Raw genomic sequence first — 21,452 nt, 5'->3', positions numbered from 1 at the left:
GGGTCGAGTGAAGAAAAAGTGCGGTACCCTGGTACCGCATTTTTGTTTCTACCCCGGCCGGATGTTCAATCACACTTCGAGACTTTTTCATGAGCGATATCCTCTCCCGCCACCGTCAATTGTGTGAACTGCTTACCGAATATGGTCACCAGTACTATGTGCTGGATAACCCCACAGTGCCGGATGCCGAATACGATCGCCTGATGCGCGAACTGATTGCGCTGGAGGCCGAGAATCCCGAGCTGAAAACACCGGCGTCACCCAGCGTGCGGGTCGGCGGTCAGCCGCTGACGGCGTTCAGTCAGGTGCGTCACGAGATCCCCATGCTCAGTCTGGATAACGTCTTTAGCAGCGAAGAGTTGCAGGCGTTCGAACAGCGCATGAGCGATCGCCTCAAGCGTGACGTGCGTTTCACCTTCTGCTGCGAGCCCAAGCTCGACGGTCTGGCAGTGAGTCTGCTCTATGTGGATGGCCAGCTGGTGCAGGCGGCCACCCGGGGCGATGGCGCCACCGGTGAGGAGATCACCGAGAACGTGCGCACCATCAAGGCCATTCCGCTCGCGCTGCGGGGCACTGGCTGGCCCGAGCGGCTGGAGGTGCGTGGCGAAGTCTTTATGCCCAAGGCCGGTTTCGAGGCGATGAACGCCAAGGCGCTGGCCGCGGGCGAGAAGGTATTCGTCAACCCGCGCAATGCTGCCGCTGGCAGCCTGCGCCAGCTTGACTCGCGCATCACCGCTAGCCGTCCCCTGAGCTTTTACGCTTACGGTGTCGGTGTTGGCGGCGAGCAACTGGGCGACTCCCACTTTGGCCGTCTCACCCAGCTCAAGGAGTGGGGGCTGCCGCTCAGTCCCGAGGTGAAGCTCAAAGAGGGGGCAGCCGGTTGTCAGGCGTTCCACGACGACATTCTGGCCCGCCGTGGCGAGCTCCCTTACGAGATCGACGGCGTGGTCTACAAGGTGGATGCTATCGCTCTGCAAGAGGAGCTGGGCTTTGTGGCCCGCGCCCCGCGCTGGGCGACCGCCCACAAGTTCCCGGCGCAGGAGGAGATGACAGAGCTTGAGAACGTCGAGTTTCAGGTTGGTCGCACCGGCGCCGTGACGCCGGTGGCCAAGCTCAAACCTGTGTTTGTTGGCGGCGTCACCGTCTCCAATGCCACTTTGCACAATGCCGACGAGATCGAGCGCCTTGGCGTGATGGTCGGCGATACCGTGATCGTGCGCCGGGCAGGGGACGTGATCCCGCAGATCGTGGCAGTGGTGGAGGCACAGCGCCCTGTTGATGCGCGTGAAATTCTCTTCCCGACCGAGTGCCCGGTGTGTGGTTCGGCAGTGGAGCGGCTGGAAGGGGAAGCGGTTGCCCGCTGCTCCGGTGGCCTGTTCTGCGAGGCGCAGCGCAAGGAGGCGATCAAGCACTTCGCCGCCCGTCGCGCCATGGATGTGGACGGCCTTGGCGACAAGATTGTCGAGCAGCTGGTGGACAAGGGGCTGGTGAAGACCCCCGCCGATCTCTTCAGCCTCAATGCCATCCAGCTGGCCGGTCTTGAGCGGATGGGGCAAAAATCGGCCCTCAATCTGGTGGCTGCTATCGATGCTGCGCGCAGTACCACCCTGCCGCGCTTCCTGTTTGCCCTGGGGATCCGTGAAGTGGGGGAGGCGACTGCGCTCAACCTTGCCAACCACTTCCTCACCCTGGATGCCCTGCGCGCGGCCTCGGTGGAGCAACTGCTCGACGTGGCCGATGTGGGTGATGTGGTGGCCAAGCATGTCTACTACTTCCTGCGTCAGCCCCACAACGTGGAGGTGCTGGAAGCCTTGCTGGCTGCCGGCATCCACTGGCCGGCCATCGAGAAGAAAGAGGCCGCGGAGCAACCCTTTGCCGGCAAGACCTTCGTGCTGACCGGCACCCTGACCACCTTGTCGCGCAACGACGCCAAGGCGGCATTGCAGGCGCTGGGGGCCAAGGTGGCGGGCTCTGTATCTGCCAAGACCGATGTGCTGGTCGCGGGGGAAGCGGCCGGTTCCAAGCTGGCCAAGGCACAGGAGCTTGGCATTACCATCTGGAGCGAAGAGGAGTTGCAGCAGGCGCTGCAAGGCCAGAGCTGAGTTCGTCTCTCTGATAAAAAAACAACCCGGTATTCGTGCCGAGTTGTTTTTTATTCCCCCGCTATCACCATTTTTTGCGGGGGTGCAGCAAGCGCCTGAGCAATATTTCCCGAGTGCTCAGTTTGCTCAATCAGTATGGCAACACTCTACAAGGCCACCTGATGCATCAAGCCGAAGGGGGGCATCCTCTCTCGAGGCTTATTCCTGTGGCTTGAGGAAGTTGCGATAGAGCATATAGAGGTGGGCCGAGCTCCAGCTGAAGTTGCTGGCCCCCTGCATGGCGCCGGTCTCCGGATTGTAGTTTTCGCGGATGGGGCCGCTGCCCGCCAGTCCTTCGGCATTGTTGAACAGCTTGTTGACCAGTGCCTCGGCATCGCTGCGATAGCCGTAGTTTTCGAGCCCCTTCACCCCGAAGTAGAACTGATCGAGCCATACCCGGCCGCGCCAGTAGATATTGGGGTCGTAGGCCGGGTTGGTCAGCGCGGCTGTGCCCAGCGGGATCTTTGTGTTGAACTCCTGGGCGTTGAGCATCACCTCGCGCACCCGTGCCGCTTTCTCCTTGTCGGCGACTTCTGCCCAGAGCGGGCTCCACCCTTCCGGGCCACGGCCGCGGGCGGTCAGCAATTTTCCGACGCAGCCGTTGCCGTCAGCAACATCCCCCTGACCAATCTGGCGATCGTAATAGAAGCCTGACGCCTCATCGAACATGCAGCTGTTGATGTAACCAGCCAGCTGGGTCGCGCCATCGCGGTAGCGGCTCGCGTCGTCCGGCTTGCCAAGCAGGTCGGCCATGTCTGCCAGAATGCGTTTCTCTTTGGCGAGGAAGGCGTTGAGCTCCACCGACTCCTGATCGATGGAGAAGCCGATCAAATCGCCATTGTCCTGATGGTTTTCAAAGAAGGCGACGTTCCAGTCCTGACGTGCCTTGGCCAAATCTCCGCCATAGGTCTTGTCGGCATAACGTTGCAGCTGGCCCGGTTCGATAAAGCCGAAGCGGGCGGCGTTGTCCATGCCGGACTCCCAACCGGCGCCGTGCTGGGCACCGATATCCATGTCGCTGTAACCGCCCACGTTCAACACCTGTTGATAGAGCGGCATACCGGCGCAGGCATACCAGCTATCCCCCTCACTGGTACAGCTGGAGAGATCCAGCCCGGCGGGAATACCGTTGGAGTACTGCACCTTGAAGGTGATATTGCCGTACTCGTCATTGTGCTCCACATGCTTGGTGGCGCCATATTCGATGATGCCGTTGCGGTTGTTGTCCCGCGCGCGGTACCACCAGTCGTGGTAGGCCTGCAGCTTGGGATACATCTCGGCGATAAAGGCCTTGTCCTTGGTGGCGCTGTAGATTTCCCAGATGGCCCAGGCGGAGAGGGGCGGCTTGGTGTCGCGCTCGTTCCAGTTGCCGCCATCGCCACCGCGATCCGCCAGCTTGTTGTAGAAGACGGCGTCGATCACCATGCCCGCATCCTGTGGTCGCACCGGATCATCCGGCTGTACCTGATAGTCATACATGGCGCGCACGTTGTTCTTGGCCACCTCAGGGTTGAAGTGTGCCATGGCATAGGCGTGCTTCCAGCTGTCCCAGGCCCAGACGCCGTCGAACCAGCGGGCGGTATTGGAGGGGGTTACCCCGTCGTGGAGGATGGCGCCAGCCGGGGAGCGCCAGTTGCCATTGAGGGTCTCCATCGCCTTGACGGCGATGCGACGCTCCGACTCGGGGATACCCTGATTGGAGAGACCCTTGGCAAGGTAGTCCTCCCAGCGGCGGATGGAGTCGGCAAAATAGCTGGCCGGGTTGGCCAGCAGGGCCTGACGGCTCTGCTGATGGCGGCTGGCGTCATCTGCGGAGTGGAGATAGCTCTGCAGGGTGTAGATATCCTCGCTCCCCTTGGCGGCTAGGGTAATGCTGGCGTCGCTTTGGTAGCCCAGTGTCTTCTGGTCGAGGGTGGTGCGGCTTGGCAGGGTGCGGTCGATGCGATAGCGGGCGCTGCCGCTCTGCATGATGTTCCAGGTGCTGCGCAGTTTGCCGAACTGGAATTCGATTCCTTTGTCGCTCTCGCTGATGGTGCGAGTCCAGCCTGGATATTTGCTGGCAATCGTATCCTTGGCATCCCATTGATTGAGCAACTCGCCCTGCCAGTTGAGGTTGAGGGTGAGCGGTGCATCGGTCTGATTGATTAGTCGGGTGCGGATAAGAGCGGTGCGGGCATCGCCATAACGCAGCTCCAGCTCCAGCGTAAAGGGCTCGAACTCGAAGTGTTGCACCAGCGCTCCGGGAATGGCGTATACCTCCTGCTTGCGGGCGCTGGTGAGCGGGAACGGGCGGCCGCTCGCATCGCTCAGGGTAAGCTTGTCCAGCTCGCTGGCAAAGAAGAGGCTGTACTCCTCCGAGATGACCATGGGGCCGGTAAAGCCCCCACACTCCTTGTCGCTGGCAGGCAGCAGGAAACCGTGCCATGCCCCCAGATCGAGCAGCGGGTTGTATTTGAGGTTGGAGTAGCTGTCAAAGTCGCGGAATTGGGTCGGTGTTCCCCGACGGTCGATAACGTCCTTGTACTGGATGGCCTGCTCCGGTTTGGCGACTGTGCTGCTCTCTGTCTGGTTATCGTTGCAGGCGGTCAGTCCGAACAGGGCGGTGCCTAGGGCTACCGAGAGTAAAGTTTTACGAAACATTTCTCGCTCCAATTCCGTTTATGTAGGTTAAAAGGAAGATTTTTTACGCTTTTTTAGTGAAAAGGTGTTCGGTAGCCATTGTATGGCAAGGGGAAAGGGAGCGTTGGCGCGAGATCACACTCTGAAGAGGCGGCAATGTGAGCGGGATCACCGGGTTACATCAGGTTACATAGAATGGTCTTTAAGTAATATTTTACTTTTCGTTGCTCGCCAATCTGGCAGGGCAGGTGTGCAGGTATTGGTGGGGCGTCAGGCCAAACTCCTGTTTGAAGCGGGCGGCAAAGCGGCTGGGGGAGTCATAACCGCAGGCGAGGGCAACCTCCAGCGGGGTCAAGCCCTGTTGCAACAGGTTGAGGGCGTGGCTCATGCGCACCTGAGCCAGCAACTGGCGAAAGCTGCGACCTTCGGCGGTCAGCTTGCGCACCATGGAGGCGCGGCTCATGGAGAAGTGGGGGGCCACCGCCTCCAGGGTGTGGTCGATGCCGGGTTCCACCGCCAGGTAGCGTGCCAGCCGCTCTGCGAGGGTCATGGTGCTGGCGGGAAAGAGCAACCCGAGGGCGTTGGCGGCCCGCAGCTCAGCATAGAAGCCGCGCAGCAGTTCGGCCTGGGTTGCCTCGCTCAGTCCCCGTTCGGCCATGGTGCTGATGAGTTCAAAGCAGAAGGCGAGCCCGGGGGTGACCTTGACGGCGGGTTCCTCCAGATCGGCGTGGGAAGAGGCTGACTCGGCCAGCCATTCTGGCGGCGGCGGGGTGAGCAGCGTGATGGCGTGGGAGCGAAACTTGCCCTGCTCCGGCTGATTGACGAAGGTGAGCTGGTGGCCTGCCGGGATTAGCAGCCACCGCTCCCTGTCAAACGACAGACGTCGCTCGCGCCACCACAGTTGCTTGCTCCCCTGGGTGACCCAGATGAGGGTCGGGGCGTAGATGAGCACCCGGTGCAGGGGCTGCTGGCGGATCCCGAGATAGTGGCTCTGTTGCAGCAGGGGAGTGCTCATCCGGTTGGCTCCTAGGGGGTGACGAAGGTGGCGGTCAGGGTGGCTTTGCCGAGCGCCATGCTGTTGAGCATGTAGCCTACCATAGCGGGCGGGGTATCAGCCTTCACCTCGAGATCATGGGGCAGGGCCCAGGCGGTGAACTGATAGCGGTGCATGCCGTGACCAGCGGGCGGGCAGGGGCCGCCGTAACCCTGGTTGCCAAAGTCGGTGCGGATCTCCAATCCCTGCTTGAGCTTGCCTGAGACATTGCTGGCCAGCTCGCTCTGGGTGGCAGGCAGGTTAACCACCAGCCAGTGCCACCAACCGCTGCCGGTGGGGGCATCGGGGTCATAGGCGGTGATGGCAACACTCTTGGTGCCTGCCGGCAGATCCTGCCAACTCAGCTGGGGCGAGTGGTTGTCGCCGCTGCAGCCAAAGCCGTTGAAGCTGAACTGTTTGGCCATCGGCTGGCCTTCGTGAATGTCCGTGCTCTTTAGGGTCATGGCAAAGGCTGGCATGGCCGTCAGGCAGAGCAGTGGCAACAAGGCACTCTGTTTGAGCAATTTCATCGGGTGACTCCTCGTGTGGTAACGGGTTCACTTTAGCGAGGGTGGGACAGGATTTTGTTGCAGAACGACTCAAGGTGAGGTCGATTGGTGAGTTAATTGAGCCTTTGGGTGGTTTTTATGGCGATAAGGTAAATAGCAGCCATAAAAAAACCGGCATCAGGGATGCCGGTTTTTTGTTTGACGATGAGAGGTGCGGCTTAGCGCAGGATCATCTCGTCACGGCCCGGGCCGACGGAAACCATCGGAACCGGTACGCCGAGCAGTTCTTCGATACGCAGCACGTACTGCTGGGCAGCGCGCGGCAGCTCTTCGAAGGTGCGGCAACCGGTGATGTCTTCGCTCCAGCTTTCCATCTGCTCGTAAACCGGCTTCAGGGCAGCGGTTTGCGGCCAAATCGGGTTCTCGGTGTGGGCACCTTCGTAGGCCACGCAGATCTTCAGATCCGGCAGACCGGTCAGGCAGTCCAGCTTGGTCAGGGCCACTTCGGTGGCGGCTTGCAGCTCGACACCGTTCTTGGTGGCGACGGCGTCGAAGTAACCGACATCACGGGGACGACCGGTGGTAGCGCCGAACTCATTGGTGATCTTGCGGAACTCGTCCTGGTTCTCCATGGCGGTTAGCAGGGTGCCGGTACCGACAGAGGAGCTGAATGCCTTGGCTACAGCGATGACGCGCTCCGGGCGCAGACCAGGCAGACCGCCACCGATACCGGCGTAGGCGCCAGATACGTGGGAGGAGGTCACCCAGGGGTATTCGCCGTAGATCAGGTCACGGCCAGCGCCCAGCTGCGCTTCGAACAGCAGGGTCTTGCCTTCGGCCTGCAGCGCTTTGAGCGGCATGCTGACGTTGCAAACGGCGTCGATCCAGGGTGCAGAGACTTCCAGCAGCCAGTCGGCCATCTCCTGGGCAGTCTGGGTGAATTCGAAGGAGGGGTAGATAGCCTTCATCTGCGGCAGTTTCCAGTCCAGCATGAACTGGATGCGCTCGACCAGCACGTCCGGCTGTTTCAGCCAGCCGACCAAGATCGCTTTCTTCATCACGCGATCGCCGTAGGCAGGAGCGATGCCCTGACGGGTGGAGCCATAGGCGCCGTCACCCAGACGTTGCTCTTCCAGGGTATCTTCCAGTGCGTGCAGCGGCAGGCAGAGGGTTGCGCGGTCAGAGATGGCCAGCTTCGGAGTCACGCCGGAGGCTTTGACTTCGTCGAGCTCGACGGTCAGTTTCTCGGGGCTGATCACCATGCCCGGGCCGAGGACAACCAGGCAATCCGGGTTGAATACGCCACTCGGAACCTGGTGCAGCTTGAAGGTGCCAAGGTCGTTGACCACGGTGTGGCCAGCGTTGTTGCCGCCCTGGAAGCGAATGCTGGCGCCAGCTTGACCTGCCAGATAATCCACGATGCGGCCTTTGCCTTCATCACCCCAGTTAGCACCTACGACTACGATAGACGACATGACTCTTTCTCCTAAGACGTTAGGCGTCCATCCTAGGAGCCTGATGCGGATTAGAAAAATTAATTATCTTTATAATTCCGATAAGAGAACCATATAATTATGGCCAATTAAACGGCAAACCGTCCGATTTTGCCTGGCAAGCCCCGCACCTCGCGGGTTGAGGGACTCTTATGCTGGATATTCACTGGCTGCAAACCTTTGTCACCCTGGCCCGATTGCAACATTTTGGCCAGACCGCCACCGAGCTGCACATGACCCAGCCCAATGTCAGCCTGCATATCAAGCGGCTGGAGCAGGCGACCCGGGTGCGGCTGATCGAGCGCAGCCCTTTTCGCCTGACGCAGGCGGGGGAGCGGCTGCTGCAAAGCGCCGAGCGCACCATTGCCGAGTTGCAGCTCTGCCAGTCCGATCTCAATGCCCTCAACCAGCTGAGTCAGGGGACGCTGGCCATCGCCGCCAGCGACATCATCTCGCGCCTGCTGCTGATCCAGCCGTTCCAGCGCTTCAAGCGGGAGTTTCCCGGCATCGACCTTACCCTGTTCAACACCACTTCGGATCAGGCCGCCGAGCTGGTCAAGGCGGGCAAGGCGGATCTGGGTTTTGTCATGGCGCAAAAGCGCAGCGAGCCGCTCTTCTACACCGAGCTGCAACAGGTGACCTGGTGCGCGCTGGGCCACGGCCTTGCCCGCTGGCAGGCGCGGGCGGTGGCGGGGGAGAGCGACCCCCTCGACGAGCCGACCCTGATCCTGCTCGGTCACGACACCCGCACCCGGGCGCTGATCGACCCGTCCCTGCCGCTGCTGGCTTTGCCCCCCTGTCGCATCATGGAGGTGGGCAGCGTGGACGCCCAGCTCGATTGGGCCGAAGCAGGTTTTGGCGTCGCCATCGTGCCGGACTTCTCCTTGCATCCGCGCCTCAACCTCACCGCGCCGGTCACCAGCCTCGGCGATTTTCCCGGGACCAGTCTGGGTTATGTGGTGCGTCAGAATCAGGTGTTGTCGCGGGCCATCAAGCAGTTGCTGCACTGGGTTGAGGAGGAGATCCAGAAGCCCAACCCCTATCTGACCCGGGTGATGGATCCGTAGCGATACGGCAAGGTGAGCAGGACTATCGGGGTGACTGCGCCGCCATCAATTGCGTCACTATCGAACGCGCGTAAACAATCAGGGCAGCCGAGGCTGCCCTGATGCATTTGTGGGAGCTGACCATTCAGGGTTGCTGCGGTGTGGCTGCGCTGGTGGCAGGGGTGGGAGGCGTGTCGGTTTTATCCTGCAGCAGGGTTTCGCCAGTCACCGCGCTGCTGGCAGGCTGGATTGCCTGCTCTTGCGGCGCAGTGGCCGCAGAGGCGCTTTGCGGCAACTGAGTCGAAACGGCAGCTGATGGTGCTGGCGCAGTTGACGCTGCGGCCGAAGGGGCCACGCTCTCACCCTCGGTGGTTGGTGCAGTGAGCTCGGGGGCGACCTCAAGCGCCTCTTCGGGTAAGGGATTAACCTCTGTGGCTTCTGTCGTCACTGCGGCACTGCTGGTGGCGGTCGCGTCAGAAGGCGCTTCAAGGGTGGTTGTCATCCCGTTGGCGGCGCTCACCTGCTCTGTCGTGGGCACCGCTTCCGAGGTCGATGGTGCTGGTGTTAACGGCTCCGGTGTCATCTGTTCCGCTGTTAACTGCTCGGGAGTCAGTGACAAGGGAGCTGGCGGTTGATCCGACATCCCAGCATGGAGGGGCAGCTCGGTTTGCGCCTGCAACTGCTCGGGCGTCACCTTGCTCAGGGCAGGATGCAGCCGACTGAACTGTTTGACCCGGGCCAGCAGGGTATCGCGCACGGTTCGGACGATGGGGTCCGGCAGGCTGGCCAGCGCCACCAGTTCGGCACTCATCCCGATATTGTTGATGGCGGTGGTCTGCCCCGGATAGAGGTTGGCGGCGATGCGGCTGCGCTGGTAGTAGGGGTGTTGTTTGAGCAGCGTGTCGATCTGCTCCCCTTCGATGGGGATGAGGCGCACCTTGCAGCGGCTGATCAGATCGCCGACCGCCAGACTGGGGTGACCGGCTACCACAAAAGCGGCATCCAGCGAGCCATCGCACAGCCCTTCCAGCGGTTCGCTGTCCGACTTGAGTTGATAGGCAGCAAACTGCCCGGGTTGCCATCCCATGGCCGCCATCAGGGCCTGACTGGTGATCTGCTCACCGGCGCCGTTGTTGCCCGGATAAACCCGCTTCCCTTCGATATCTGCCAGGGTGGTGATGCCGCTATTGGGGGCGGCTAGCAGGGTTAACGATTCCTGATAGAGGCGAAACAGGCTGCGCAGCTCATTGTTGGCCCCCTGCCCGCTGAAGGGGCTGGTGCCGTGCAGGGCATGGTGCAACACATCGGATTGCACCAGCGCCAGCTGTACGTCCCCCTTGTCGAGAGCCTTGAGGTTGGCCATCGAGCCACGGGTGCTCTGCACGGTGCAGCTGTCCCCATGCAGGGCATGGCCGGCATTGAGCACCCGGCAGATGGCGCCACCGGTCGGGTAGTAGACCCCGTTGAGCGGGCCCGTTCCGATGGTCAGCGCCTGGCTGCCAAAGGGGAGCAGCGCAGAGAGTGCATAGAGTGGGAACAGAAGGTGATGCAAGATCCGCAGAGACATAATTGACCGTTGACTGAGTTGACCGCTGGCTGATGACACAGGGAAAAAGGGATGGGGCTTGCCCATCCCGTTGCTGGCTGATCAGGGCTTGCTGTGGTTGAGGATTGCCCGCTCCATCCGCGCCAGCGCGTCGGTCAGCCGTGCCCTGGTGCAGCCGAAGTTGAGCCGCACGAACTGACCGTCGCCAAACTGGGCGCCGGGGGAGAGACCAACGCCGGCCTGCTCGAAGAAGGCGATGGGATCGGCAAGGCCAAGGGCGCTCACATCGATCCAGGCCAGATACGTCGCCTGATGGTTGGCCAGCTTGACGCCGGGCCAGCGGGCAACCGCCTGCTGGATCTGGGCCAGATTGGCCGCCAGATAGTCGAGTTGCTCGGTCAGCCACTGTTCGCCACCCTCATAGGCCGCTTCGGCGGCGACAAAGCCCAGCAGGTTGACGTCGGCGCTGATGCCGCGCATCGCCTGTTGCAACCTGAAGCGCAGACGGGCGTTGGGGATAATGGCGAAGGAACAACAGAGACCGGCGATATTGAAGGTCTTGCTCGGGGCCATCATCACCGCGCAGCGCTCGGCCGCTTCCGGACTGAGGGCGCCGTAGGGAATGTGGCGGGCGTTTTTATCCAGCAGCAGATCGCAGTGGATTTCATCGGAGCAGATCACCAGATTGTGGCGCGCAGCGATGACATCGATGGCCAGCAGTTCGTCACGGGTGAAGATGGTGCCGCCCGGGTTGTGGGGGTTGCAGAGCAGCAGCAGGTCTGCGGCGGGAGCCTGACGCTCAAGCTCTGCCAGATCCAGCACCCAGCGACCGGCTTCCTCAATCATCGGCACGGTAAGCAGGGGGCGATCATTGAAGCCCGGCGCTTGCAGGAAGGGGTAATAGACCGGCTTGGGGGTGATGATACCGCGGCCATGCTGGCTCCACGCCTTGCAGGCGAGGTTGAGCCCCGGCACCACGCCGGGCAGGAACACCAGCCATTCGGGCTCGATGGCCCAGCCATAGCGGGTCGCCATCCGTTCGATGATGAGTTCGATCAGGCGCGGCGAGGGGCGTGAATAGCCGAAAATGCCGTGGGCAACCCGTTTGGTCAACGCCTCAATCACGGACGGTGGGGAGACAAAGTCGGTATCGGCAACCCACATGGGCAGCACATCCTGACCCTTGTACTTGTCCCATTTCAGGCTCATGGTGCCACTGCGGTCTACTTCCTGATCAAAATCAAACATGCGAACTCCTTGTGCTGGCAGGATGGGCTTTCACTCTACGGGGTCGCGGCCTCCCTCGCAAGGCGCACACCTGCTTATGCATCCTTGAGCCCGCTCTTGATAGTGACATAAGATAGGCGCCGAATTTTCATACGGCTGCCGCCCGTTAGCCCGTATCGTCCTTCCAATCAGTGGTAACCCTATGAGCTTGTCGATAGCGGCGGTCAAACGCCCGGACCCCGTCTCTCTTTCATTTCTTGCCGTGACCTTTATGACCGGCGTCGCGGTGGCATTGCAGGTGCCTACCTTAAGTCTGTTTCTGGCCGAAGAGGTGCAGGTGCGCCCCTTTCTGGTCGGGCTCTTCTATACCATCAATGCGGTAGTGGGCATTCTGGTCAGCCAGTGGCTGGGCCACCGCTCCGACAACAAGGGGGATCGCAAGCGACTGATCCTGCGCTGCTGCTTTGCCGGGGTGGCGCTCTCCTTGCTGTTTGCCTGGAACCGCAACTACTGGTTGCTGGCGAGTCTGGGGGTGATGCTGGCGGCGCTGGCGGCTACGGCCAGTCCCCAGCTGTTTGCGCTGGCGCGGGAGTATTCCGACAGCCGCAACCGGCGGGCGGACATGTTCAGCTCGGTGATGCGGGCCCAGTTTTCGCTGGCCTGGGTCATAGGCCCGCCCATCGCCTTCGCGCTGGCCATCGGCTACGGTTTTGAGCTGATGTATCTGGCCTCGGCACTGGCCTATCTGCTCTGTGCTCTGGTGGTGTGGCGCTGGCTGCCCTCGCTGCCTTTGCCCAAGATGGCCGAAGAGAGCGAGCGGGTCAGCAGCTGGCGGGATCCGGCTGTGCGGGCGCTCTTTATCGCCTCCACCCTGATGTGGACCTGCAACAGCATGTACCTCATCAATATGCCGCTCTACATCACCCGGGAACTCGGGATGGATGAGAAGCTTGCCGGTATCCTGATGGGCACGGCAGCGGCGCTGGAGATCCCCTTCATGCTGCTGGCGGGTTACTACACGGCGCGCTTTGGCAAGCGCCCCATGATGTTGCTGGCGGTGCTGGCTGGCGCGGCCTTTTACACAGGTCTGGTGACCCTCACCGACCAATACGCCCTGATCGCCTTGCAGCTGTTCAACGCCATCTTCATCGGTATCGTGGCGGGGATCGGCATGTCCTACTTTCAGGATCTGATGCCGGGGCGAGCCGGGGTGGCGACCACCCTGTTTGCCAACAGCATCCGCACCGGCTCCATCATGGCAGGGGCCATCGCCGGTGTGGTGGCGGAGGTGTGGAGTTTCCACGGGGTCTTTATGGTGGCGCTGGGATTGGCACTGGTGGCACTGGCCGCCAGCTGGCGGGTGCCCAACGTCTGACGGGGAGCTGGCTGTTATTTACCGTGCTGGGGCTGGGCGTGCGGAAGCGGCGCTGATTCGCCCTGATATTCGTTGCGCAGGCAGCGCAGCAGCAGCTCGGTCGCAGGGCCGAGGGATTCGGGGGAGAGGGTCAGCAGATAGGTGTAGAGGTGGCGCTCGTTGCCGCTCTCCAGATCCAGCTGTATGAGTGAACCTTCCGCCAGCTCCCGCTCTACCAGATGGCGCGGCATCCAGGCATAGCCGAGGCCAAGGCGCAGCATGGCGAGCACTTCGTGGTAGTGGGTTGCCTTCCAGCCGGTGTCATCCGCATCGTTCCAGTCCACCGAGCGGTGAATGGGGGGATGAAGGCTGATCTGGTTGTGACTGGTCAATACATCGCTGCGGATCGCCCCCTCCTCTTGCGCCAGCGGATGGCTGGCGGCGCAGAGGGGCAGCAGGCATACCTCGTCCAGCAGCAGACCGGTGCGATCGCCGGGCAGGTGCTCGGAGAGCATCAGGTCCCCCGGTTGCAGGGCGTTGAAGTGGCAGTGAATGCGTTCGTGCAGGTTGACCCGGCAACCCCGGCTGCGGGGATAGAAGCTGGCCAAGGCCCGATAGAGGCGATCCCTTGGCTGCAGCGCCGAGACATAGAGGTTGATCTGCGGCTCCCACTGCCGCTCCAGGTTGTTGGCCAGATTCTCCAGCTCCTCCACCTGCTGGCTCAGCTGACGGGCCCGCTTGAGGAAGATCTCGCCCGCCGGGGTCAGCACCGCCTTGCGGCCGCGCACCTCCAGCAAGGGCACCCCCAGACTCTGCTGCAACTTTGCAACCGCATGATTGAGGGAGGACTGGCTCTTGTTCAGCGCCTCGGCCGCCTGGGCGTAGCCGCCGCAGTCGACCACCGCCTGAAAGATCCGCCATTGCTCAAACGTGCTCTTGGGACGAAACATAGTTCAACCTGATTGGAGATAGGATGGTCAGTGGTTCGAACAGGGAGCCTGTGCCCCTATTCAATTTAACCTCTGCCGCACAACACTCTGGGTATTTTATTGATTTATTTGGGCTGGGCCGCCTGTTTATTTTGGCTGAGCCACAAAGGTCTGGCCGGTTTTGCCGCGGCTGTCCGACCCCATCAGGTAGAGGTAGAGCGGCATCAGGTCGGCCGGAGTCTTGAGGTTCATGGGATCTTCCGCCGGGAAGGCGCTGGCGCGCATCTTGGTGCGGGTACCGCCCGGGTTTAGGGTATTGACCCGTACTCCGGTGTTCTCAAGCTCGTCGGCCAGCACTTCCATCATCCCCTCGATGGCAAATTTGGAGATGGCATAGGTGCCCCAGTAGGCGCGCCCCTTGCGCCCCACGCTGGAGGAGGTGTAGACGATGGAGGCATCGCCCTGCGCCTTGGCAGTCTGGCGCAGCAGCGGCAGCAGCGCCTGGGTCAGCAGGAATTCCGATTTGACGTTGACCTGCATCACCTCGTCCCACTCCTTCTCCTGAATATGTTCAAACGGAGAGAGGGTGCCGAGCAGACCGGCATTGAACAGCACGCCATCGAGGCGGCCAAACTGCTGGGCGAAGGTTTCGGCCATGCCGCGGTAGTGGGCGGCGGTGGCCCCTTTCAGATCCACCGGCACGATGGCGGGCAGCGGATAACCGGCCGCTTCAATCTGGTCATACACGGCTTCGAGTTTGGCGCTGGTGCGGCCGAGCAAGATCACGGTGGCACCGTGAGCGGCGTAGGTGAGGGCGGCTTCGCGGCCGATCCCGTCGCCGGCACCTGTGACCAGAATGACTTTATCCTTGAGCAGATCGCGGGGTGCCTGATAATCGAGCATGACAACTCCTGTTAACAAATTCCGGCCATAAGTGCATGGCAATCGGCGCCAAGTGTACTGATCCGCGCGCCTGTTTGACCAGCCAGCGGCAAGAAAAATGTGAAGAAAATAGAGAGGTTGTGATGCTCGGGTTGGTTTTTCCTGGCACTGGCTGCGATTTTTTGCGCGCCTCCATCAAACTCCCTAGAATGTGACGAAAACCGATCCATTCTGGAGTCCATCGTGACATTTCTGACCGAATATGGCCTGTTTTTGGCCAAGACAGTGACCTTCCTGCTGGCCATCGGCGCCATCATCCTGATGATCGTCAGCACTCGCCAGCCGAAAGCGCGCAAGGGTGAGCTGGTGGTGACCGATCTCTCGAGCGAGCTGGAGCAGGGGCAGTTTGCGCTCAAGAGCGCGCTCGCCAGCAAGACCGAGCGAAAGGTGATGGAAAAGCAGCAGAAAGAGGAGCAGAAAAAACGCGCCAAGGCGGGTGATGAGCGCAGTCGCCTGTTCGTGCTCGATTTCAACGGCAGCATGGATGCCAAAGAGGTGGCCTCTCTGCGCGAAGAGGTGAGCGCGGTGATTGGCGTGGCCCAGCCCGGCGACGAGGTACTGCTGCGGCTCGAATCCGGTGGCGGCGTGGTGCATGGCTATGGCTTGGCTGCCTCCCAGCTGCAGCGTCTGCGCGATCGTGACATCAAGCTCACCGTGGCTATCGACAAGGTGGCGGCGAGCGGTGGCTACATGATGGCCTGCGTGGCGGACAAGATCCTGGCTGCCCCCTTTGCCATCGTCGGCTCCATCGGGGTGATCGCCCAGATGCCGAACTTCAACAAGTTGTTGAAAAAGCACGATATCGAATTCGAGATGCACACCGCTGGGCAGTACAAGCGCACCATCACCATGTTTGGCGAGAACGACGATCTGGGGCGCGAGAAGTTTCGTGAGGAGCTGGCGGCGATCCACGAGCGCTTCAAGGCCTTTGTGGCCGAACACCGCCCGCAACTCGATATCGATCAGGTCACAACCGGTGAGCACTGGCTGGCAAGTCAGGCCAAGGGGCTGGGGTTGGTGGATACCCTCTGCACCAGCGATGACTATCTGCTGGCGCAGGCCAGCCACCACAAGGTGATCGGCATCAGCTATCGCAAGCCAAAAAGCCTGACCCAGAAGCTGGGGCAGCAGGGCGCGCAGGCGCTCGAGGCAGGACTTGGGCGGCTGTGGCAGCAGAGCCCCTGGCGCTAAGCCTGGCCTTTTTGCATCCGGTTGCACCTTGTCGGTGAGCGAGGGTTGTTTCTATTGAGGCCCTCTGTTACAACTGAATGCTTTCCCCGTTTATGACAGGATCTTGTGGTAAGAGCTGCGGGGCATGGAGCATAGCGATGTCATGGAGTACCTTCAGGCAATTTACCCCACTGGTCTGGATCGTCATTCTGGGTACCTTCATGGTGCGTACCAGCTACTACATGGTGTGGCCCTTCCTCTCCATTCTGCTCTATCGGGAGTATGACCTTTCGGCCACCTTCATCGGCCTGTTGCTGGGTGGCTCGATGGCCCTCTCTACCCTGGTCAGTTTCTACGGCGGCTGGCTCTCTGATCGCTTCGGGCGGCGCAGCATACTGCTGGCCGGTTGTCTGGTGGCGATGATCTGTTTCGGCCTGCTCGGTTTCTCCCATGCGGTGTTCTGGCTCGGGGTCGGGGTGATGGGCAGCGGCCTCTCGTCGGGGCTCATCGATGCCCCCGGCAAGGCGCTGATGGCTGACAGTCTGGCCTCTGCCAAGGCGCGGGAGCTGGCACTGCACCTGCGCTATTTTCTGCTCAACCTGGGGGCCGCGCTGGGGCCACTGCTCGGGGTGACCCTCGGGATCAACGCCCAGCAGGAGACCTTTCTGTTTTTGGTGGTGAGCTACCTGCTGCTGGCGCTGGCCTTTGGCTGGGGATTTCGCCGGGCAGGCAGCACAGGCAAGCCGGGTGCTGCTGGCCCCGGACTGCGGGATGCCATCAAGGTGTTGCTGGCGGATCGCGCCTTCCTGCTGCTGGTGATGGCCAATCTGCTGATGGTGCTGGTCTACTCCCAGTTTCACTCGCCGCTGGTGCAATACCTGACCCGAGCCGGTATGCCGCAGGTGGCCGAGCTGGTTGCTCTGCTGGTGGCGACCAATGCCCTGACCGTGGTGCTGCTGCAGTTTCCGCTGCTGCGGTTGTTGTCACGCTGGCCGGTGCGGGTACGGCTTCATATCGGCATGGCGCTCTTTCTGGCTGCCCAATTGCTCTTCGCGCTGGGGGATCCGATGGTGCGCAGCCACTGGTTTGGCGCCGTGCTGCTGCTCAGCATCGGCGAGACCATCCTGTTCCCCCTGCTTAACGTGCTGATCGACCAGATGGCTCCCACCCACCTCAAGGGGAGCTACTTTGGTGCCAGCGCACTGGCCGGGTTGGGAGGGGCTGCTGGCGCTCTGCTGGGAGGCTGGATCCTCGAGCAGTGGAACGGTCAGTGGCTCTATGTGCTGATGGCGCTGCTTTGTGTGGCGATCTTTGCGCTTTATGAAGCTGGCGCCCGACATCATGGTCGGCGAAGTGCCCGGCAGGAGTCGGTGGTAGGCTAACCGAGCTGACTTTGCCGCTGGCCAGCCCCTTATGGTTCAGAAGGTCAGCACCTTGTCGGCAGCCAGGGTCCATTGGGCCAGCATCGGCAGGGTGCCGACCTCAATCCCCTCGATCAGCGGCAGGGCGGTGATGCCACGGGCATCGGTGCAGGTCTTGCACAGGCGAATGGTGACGCCTTGCGCCAGCAGGATCTCCAGCATCTGGCGCAGGTTGTATCCCTCGGCCGGTGCCTGACCGGCCAGTGCTGCACTCACCGCATCGGACATCAAGAACAGCTTGAGGCTGGCACCACCCTGTTCGTTGAGGGCGATAGCGAGACGCAGGGCGTTGAACAGGGATTCGCTGCCATAGGGGGCCCCGTTGGCAATGACCACAATTTGTTGACTCATAACAGACTCCCGATTGAAAAGAGCGCCATTGTAGAACCAACAGGGTGCCAATTGCGTGATGTTGCACAACTTCTGTCGCACCTTTTTCCCGCTTGCTTGACCCTGCTGTCGATCGAGGTTTTTATGGTCAGCTCGCAAACAAGACCGGATGAATCGAGATGTGGAAAGTATTGGGAGCCGGCTTGCTGCTGTTGGCGGGTCAGGCCTTTGGCAGTGAGGCGGTCGGTTGCAAGGCCCGTCTGCAGGCCATCAATGACCAGCTGGTGTTTGCCAAAGAACACAATAACGCCGGGCAGATTGCCGGGCTGGAACAGGCCGCGCGCAATATCAAGGCCAACTGTACCGATGAAGGTCTGCTTAAGGAGCAGAAAGAGCGGGTTAACAAACTGCGTGGCGAGGTGGATGAGCGTCTGCTTGAACTGCAGGAGGCGAGAGTCAGTGGCAAGCCGGACAAGATTGCCGACAAGCAGAGCAAATTGGAGCAGGCACAGACCGACTTGCTGACGGCGCAGCGGGAGCTGGATGAATTGCACCGGTTGGTAAACAAAAAATAGCGATCATGGAGATGAGGGCTGGATCAAAAAAGGCCGGGATTTCCCGGCCTTGTTGCATTTACTGTCGGTGCATCTGTACAAACTTCTTCATCAGCAGCGCTGCGGTTTCATCATATGGACGGGCTCCCGGAGGATGCAGCCTGTGAGTTGTTGATGCTGATACCGAGGTTACTGCCGATGCATCCGCACAAACTTTTCCATCAGCTGATCTTCGGTCTCCACATGAGCGGGATCCCAGATGATGCAGTCGATAGGGCAGACGCTGATGCAGGTCGGCTTCTCATAGTGACCGACGCACTCGGTGCAGCGACTGGGGTCGATCTCGTAGATCTCTTCACCCAGGCTGATAGCCTGGTTGGGGCACTCGGGATCGCACATGTCACAGTTGATGCACTTGTCGGTGATGAGCAGTGCCATTTCAGGCGGCCGAGTGGGGCTGACGGGTATCCTCGCGCTCGCCGAGGTTGCGCAGCAGGATGCCGTAGTTCACATCTACTTCCTTCGGTACCGGCACATAGACCACGTGGCCGTTGCCCGGCGCGGTGTCGATCAGCTCGCCCTTGCGGTTCTCCATCTGCTCCAGATTGAAGCTGAGGTTGCCCTGCGGGGTCATCAGCTCCAGGCTGTTGCCCACCAGGAACTTGTTCTTTACCTCGACCTCGACCATGTCACCGTTGCGACCGGTGATCTCGCCGACGAACTGCTGGGTGTCGGAGACGGAGTAGCCGTAGTCGTAGTTCTGGTATTCGCTGTGGTTGTGACGGCGCAGGAAGCCCTCGGTATAGCCGCGGTGGGCCAGATTTTCGAGGGTGCCCATCAGGCTGCGGTCGAACGGACGACCCGCCACCGCATCGTCGATGGCCTTGCGATAGACCTGGGCGGTACGGGCGCAGTAATAGAAAGACTTGGTGCGCCCTTCGATTTTCAGCGAATGGACGCCCATTTTTGTCAGGCGCTCGACGTGTTCGACCGCGCGCAGATCCTTGGAGTTCATGATGTAGGTGCCGTGCTCGTCCTCGAACGCGCTCATGTACTCGCCCGGGCGGTTGGACTCCTCCAGCAGCACCAGTGCATCGCTCGGCTTGCCGAGGCCCAGCGTCGGGTCAACTTTCTGCACGGCGATGGGCTCCTGACGGTGGACGATCTGGCCCACATCATCTTCTTTACCTTCGTGAACCTTGTACTCCCAGCGGCAGGAGTTGGTGCAGGTGCCCTGGTTGGGGTCGCGCTTGTTGATATAGCCGGAGAGCAGACAGCGGCCGGAGTAGGCCATGCACAGAGCGCCGTGAACGAAGACTTCCAACTCCATCTCCGGCACCTGCATGCGGATCTCCTCGATTTCGTCCAGCGACAGTTCGCGGGAGAGGATGACCCGAGTCAAGCCCATCTGATGCCAGAACTTCACCGTGGCCCAGTTGACCGCGTTGGCCTGCACCGAGAGGTGAATGGGCATATCAGGAAAAGCTTCGCGCATCATCATGATGAGACCGGGGTCTGACATGATCAGCGCATCCGGCTTCATCTCCACCACCGGACGCATGTCGCGGATAAAGGTCTTGAGCTTGGAGTTGTGGGGCTGGATGTTGGCCACCACATAGAACTGCTTGCCGAGGGCATGAGCCTCGTTGATGCCGAGCTGAAGGTTCTCGTGATCGAATTCGTTGTTACGCACCCGCAGACTGTAACGGGGCTGGCCGGCATAGACTGCATCGGCGCCATAGGCGTAGGCGTAACGCATGTTCTTGAGGGAACCTGCGGGGGAGAGCAATTCTGGTTTAAACATGTCGGACTCTTTATGTCTGATTGCAAATCAGGACAACGCCACCTGATGGCGTCGTATGGATTGAGCTGCAGTGCAAGCCAATACCCGGTGCACTGCCACCCGATAAGGGTATACCCGGTCTGCACGCTTATAAAAATGTGCCGGATAAACAGGGTGCGAGATTGTACTCGCCCTCACCACATCATGCAATTTGGCTGGGACGCGAGTCGACGTGATAAACGGGTCTGTTCAGGCCCAGCGGGAGAGGGGAGATGGCATGGGCATAACCCTGCTGATAGTCACAGCCGAGTCGGTTGGCGACCTCGATGTGTTGCTGGGTCTCGACTCCCTCGCACACCACCTTGGTGCCGAGCCGCTGCAGGTACTCTACCAGACCGGTGAGCATCTGCAGTGCATGGCTACTCTTGGTCGCTTGCAGCAACAGGGAACGATCCAGTTTGATGATCTCGTAGGGCAGCGCCAGCTCCTTGTGTTGTAGCGGGGAGTGCTCGAGTACCTCGAACCAGATGTCGAGCCCTACCTTGCGCGCCTGGATCAGTACCAGCAACAACAGGTTCTGGTAGGTGGGGCTGTTCAGTGCTGGGTTGAGGTTGATTGAGAGCAGACTGGTGCTGCTCTGCGCGAGCCTCGGCAGGTCTCGTAGAATCGCTCTGAGCATGACGATGTCCAGATGAAGGGACTCCTCATCGCTGAGGGAGAGAAAGTCGATCCCCTGATAGCGCTGCTGGCGTGGTTCCCAGCGTCTGGCCAGCGCCTCAAAGCCAATGATCTGGCTGTTCCGGTCAACGATCAGGGAGCTGAGGGGGTTAAGCGAACGGTATGAAGAGTCAGTTGTTGTCGAGGGAGAACTGAAATAAGGGGAACTGCTCACTCATAAAATCGCGGGGTGTATGGCCATTACCAGCCCCAGCCAGCCACTCCCAGTCCAGTCTTGGCGAGCCCGCTTTAAAGCGCTGGTAGGCCACTCCCTTGTGAACCGTCAGAAAAAGAGTCGTGGGGAGTCCCAGCTTGTTGCTGTAGCGCACCATCAGATCGCCCTGATAGTCGTTGCTGATTCTGATTTTGAGTGCCTGCAGTGTCAGACCTGTTGCGTGGCCATGCTCATCCCAGACTTCAAACATGATGTGAACACTCTGATGTTGATGATGCCACGATGAGCAAGGTGGGATGCAATTGCAACTGTCAGATCTGACAAGGGCGGAAAGTGTGAGTGGGCAAGAAAGCGAAAACCCGGCGCAAGGCCGGGCTTTCTGAATGATGGTGGAGGGAGAAGGATTCGAACCTTCGAAGGCAGAGCCGTCAGATTTACAGTCTGATCCCTTTGGCCGCTCGGG

Annotated in this window: 18 protein-coding genes and 1 pseudogene; 6 read left to right on the top strand and 13 right to left on the bottom strand. The window is 60.8% G+C overall.

The features are described 5' to 3' along the window. Positions 1-89: 89 nt before the first annotated feature. Positions 90-2,102: an NAD-dependent DNA ligase LigA gene (gene ligA, locus G5168_RS03585; RefSeq protein WP_421172069.1), complete on the top strand. Its 2,013-nt coding sequence runs from the start codon at positions 90-92 to the stop codon at positions 2,100-2,102. Between the two features lie 198 nt (positions 2,103-2,300). Here the strand turns inward: ligA and ygjK are convergent, their stop codons facing one another. From ygjK to G5168_RS03565, 4 genes are all read right to left on the bottom strand, one after another. Then, positions 2,301-4,781 carry an alpha-glucosidase gene (gene ygjK, locus G5168_RS03580; RefSeq protein ID WP_421251853.1) on the bottom strand — a complete coding sequence of 827 codons (2,481 nt, stop codon included), beginning with the start codon at positions 4,779-4,781 and terminating at the stop codon, positions 2,301-2,303. A 193-nt stretch (positions 4,782-4,974) separates the two neighbouring features. Next, a complete protein-coding gene (locus tag G5168_RS03575) occupies positions 4,975-5,775 on the bottom strand; it encodes a helix-turn-helix transcriptional regulator (protein WP_421251852.1) in 801 nt (266 codons plus the stop codon). A gap of 11 nt (positions 5,776-5,786) precedes the next feature. Next, a complete protein-coding gene (locus tag G5168_RS03570) occupies positions 5,787-6,323 on the bottom strand; it encodes a YbhB/YbcL family Raf kinase inhibitor-like protein (RefSeq protein ID WP_421251851.1) in 537 nt (178 codons plus the stop codon). Between the two features lie 197 nt (positions 6,324-6,520). Further along, entirely contained in the window at positions 6,521-7,777 is a 1,257-nt protein-coding gene (locus tag G5168_RS03565; RefSeq protein WP_005353870.1) for an adenylosuccinate synthetase, read from the bottom strand. Positions 7,778-7,947: 170 nt separating this feature from the next. Between G5168_RS03565 and G5168_RS03560 the strand changes: the two genes are divergently transcribed. Next, positions 7,948-8,862 carry a LysR family transcriptional regulator gene (locus G5168_RS03560; RefSeq protein WP_421251850.1) on the top strand — a complete coding sequence of 305 codons (915 nt, stop codon included), beginning with the start codon at positions 7,948-7,950 and terminating at the stop codon, positions 8,860-8,862. Between the two features lie 124 nt (positions 8,863-8,986). On the opposite strand, the gene G5168_RS03555 is transcribed toward G5168_RS03560, so the two are convergent. Both G5168_RS03555 and G5168_RS03550 read right to left on the bottom strand, forming a co-directional pair. Further along, the gene (locus G5168_RS03555; protein WP_421251849.1) at positions 8,987-10,408 is read right to left on the bottom strand and encodes a TAXI family TRAP transporter solute-binding subunit; all 1,422 of its coding nucleotides are present in this window, start codon (positions 10,406-10,408) and stop codon (positions 8,987-8,989) included. Positions 10,409-10,489: 81 nt separating this feature from the next. Next, the gene (locus tag G5168_RS03550; RefSeq protein ID WP_421251848.1) at positions 10,490-11,635 is read right to left on the bottom strand and encodes a MalY/PatB family protein; all 1,146 of its coding nucleotides are present in this window, start codon (positions 11,633-11,635) and stop codon (positions 10,490-10,492) included. Positions 11,636-11,816: 181 nt separating this feature from the next. Between G5168_RS03550 and G5168_RS03545 the strand changes: the two genes are divergently transcribed. Continuing rightward, positions 11,817-12,989 (top strand): MFS transporter, encoded by a 1,173-nt coding sequence (locus G5168_RS03545; protein WP_005362183.1) that lies wholly within the window; start codon positions 11,817-11,819, stop codon positions 12,987-12,989. Between the two features lie 14 nt (positions 12,990-13,003). Here G5168_RS03545 and G5168_RS03540 read toward each other — a convergent pair whose 3' ends face one another. After that, positions 13,004-13,918, bottom strand: a complete 915-nt coding sequence (locus G5168_RS03540; protein WP_019445683.1) for a LysR family transcriptional regulator — start codon at positions 13,916-13,918, stop codon at positions 13,004-13,006. 126 nt (positions 13,919-14,044) lie between these two features. Then, on the bottom strand, positions 14,045-14,800 hold the full coding sequence (locus tag G5168_RS03535) for a YciK family oxidoreductase (RefSeq protein ID WP_005334909.1): 756 nt from the start codon (positions 14,798-14,800) through the stop codon (positions 14,045-14,047). A 222-nt stretch (positions 14,801-15,022) separates the two neighbouring features. Between G5168_RS03535 and sohB the strand changes: the two genes are divergently transcribed. Then, positions 15,023-16,030 (top strand): protease SohB, encoded by a 1,008-nt coding sequence (sohB, locus tag G5168_RS03530; protein ID WP_103250804.1) that lies wholly within the window; start codon positions 15,023-15,025, stop codon positions 16,028-16,030. A gap of 137 nt (positions 16,031-16,167) precedes the next feature. After that, positions 16,168-17,391 carry an MFS transporter gene (locus G5168_RS03525; RefSeq protein WP_421251847.1) on the top strand — a complete coding sequence of 408 codons (1,224 nt, stop codon included), beginning with the start codon at positions 16,168-16,170 and terminating at the stop codon, positions 17,389-17,391. Positions 17,392-17,427: 36 nt separating this feature from the next. Here G5168_RS03525 and G5168_RS03520 read toward each other — a convergent pair whose 3' ends face one another. Then, positions 17,428-17,781, bottom strand: a complete 354-nt coding sequence (locus G5168_RS03520) for a DsrE/DsrF/TusD sulfur relay family protein (RefSeq protein WP_043822380.1) — start codon at positions 17,779-17,781, stop codon at positions 17,428-17,430. Between the two features lie 158 nt (positions 17,782-17,939). Here G5168_RS03520 and G5168_RS03515 point away from each other — a divergent pair, with 158 nt between their 5' ends. Continuing rightward, the gene (locus G5168_RS03515; RefSeq protein WP_421251846.1) at positions 17,940-18,335 is read left to right on the top strand and encodes a DUF1090 domain-containing protein; all 396 of its coding nucleotides are present in this window, start codon (positions 17,940-17,942) and stop codon (positions 18,333-18,335) included. Between the two features lie 168 nt (positions 18,336-18,503). On the opposite strand, the gene G5168_RS03510 is transcribed toward G5168_RS03515, so the two are convergent. From G5168_RS03510 to G5168_RS03495, 4 genes and pseudogenes are all read right to left on the bottom strand, one after another. Next, positions 18,504-18,752 carry a YfhL family 4Fe-4S dicluster ferredoxin gene (locus G5168_RS03510; RefSeq protein ID WP_005334896.1) on the bottom strand — a complete coding sequence of 83 codons (249 nt, stop codon included), beginning with the start codon at positions 18,750-18,752 and terminating at the stop codon, positions 18,504-18,506. A 1-nt stretch (position 18,753) separates the two neighbouring features. Further along, positions 18,754-20,118 carry a tRNA 5-hydroxyuridine modification protein YegQ gene (gene yegQ, locus G5168_RS03505; protein WP_421251845.1) on the bottom strand — a complete coding sequence of 455 codons (1,365 nt, stop codon included), beginning with the start codon at positions 20,116-20,118 and terminating at the stop codon, positions 18,754-18,756. 228 nt (positions 20,119-20,346) lie between these two features. Continuing rightward, positions 20,347-20,911 (bottom strand): annotated as a pseudogene (locus G5168_RS03500) (EAL domain-containing protein). 34 nt (positions 20,912-20,945) lie between these two features. Continuing rightward, on the bottom strand, positions 20,946-21,239 hold the full coding sequence (locus G5168_RS03495; RefSeq protein WP_216953101.1) for a hypothetical protein: 294 nt from the start codon (positions 21,237-21,239) through the stop codon (positions 20,946-20,948). Positions 21,240-21,452 lie beyond the last annotated feature (213 nt).

The sequence above is a fragment of the Aeromonas sp. 600724 genome, from assembly GCF_049175135.1.
GTDB classification, from domain to species: domain Bacteria; phylum Pseudomonadota; class Gammaproteobacteria; order Enterobacterales; family Aeromonadaceae; genus Aeromonas; species Aeromonas veronii_A.
This window is presented reverse-complemented; position numbering and strand designations above follow the sequence as displayed.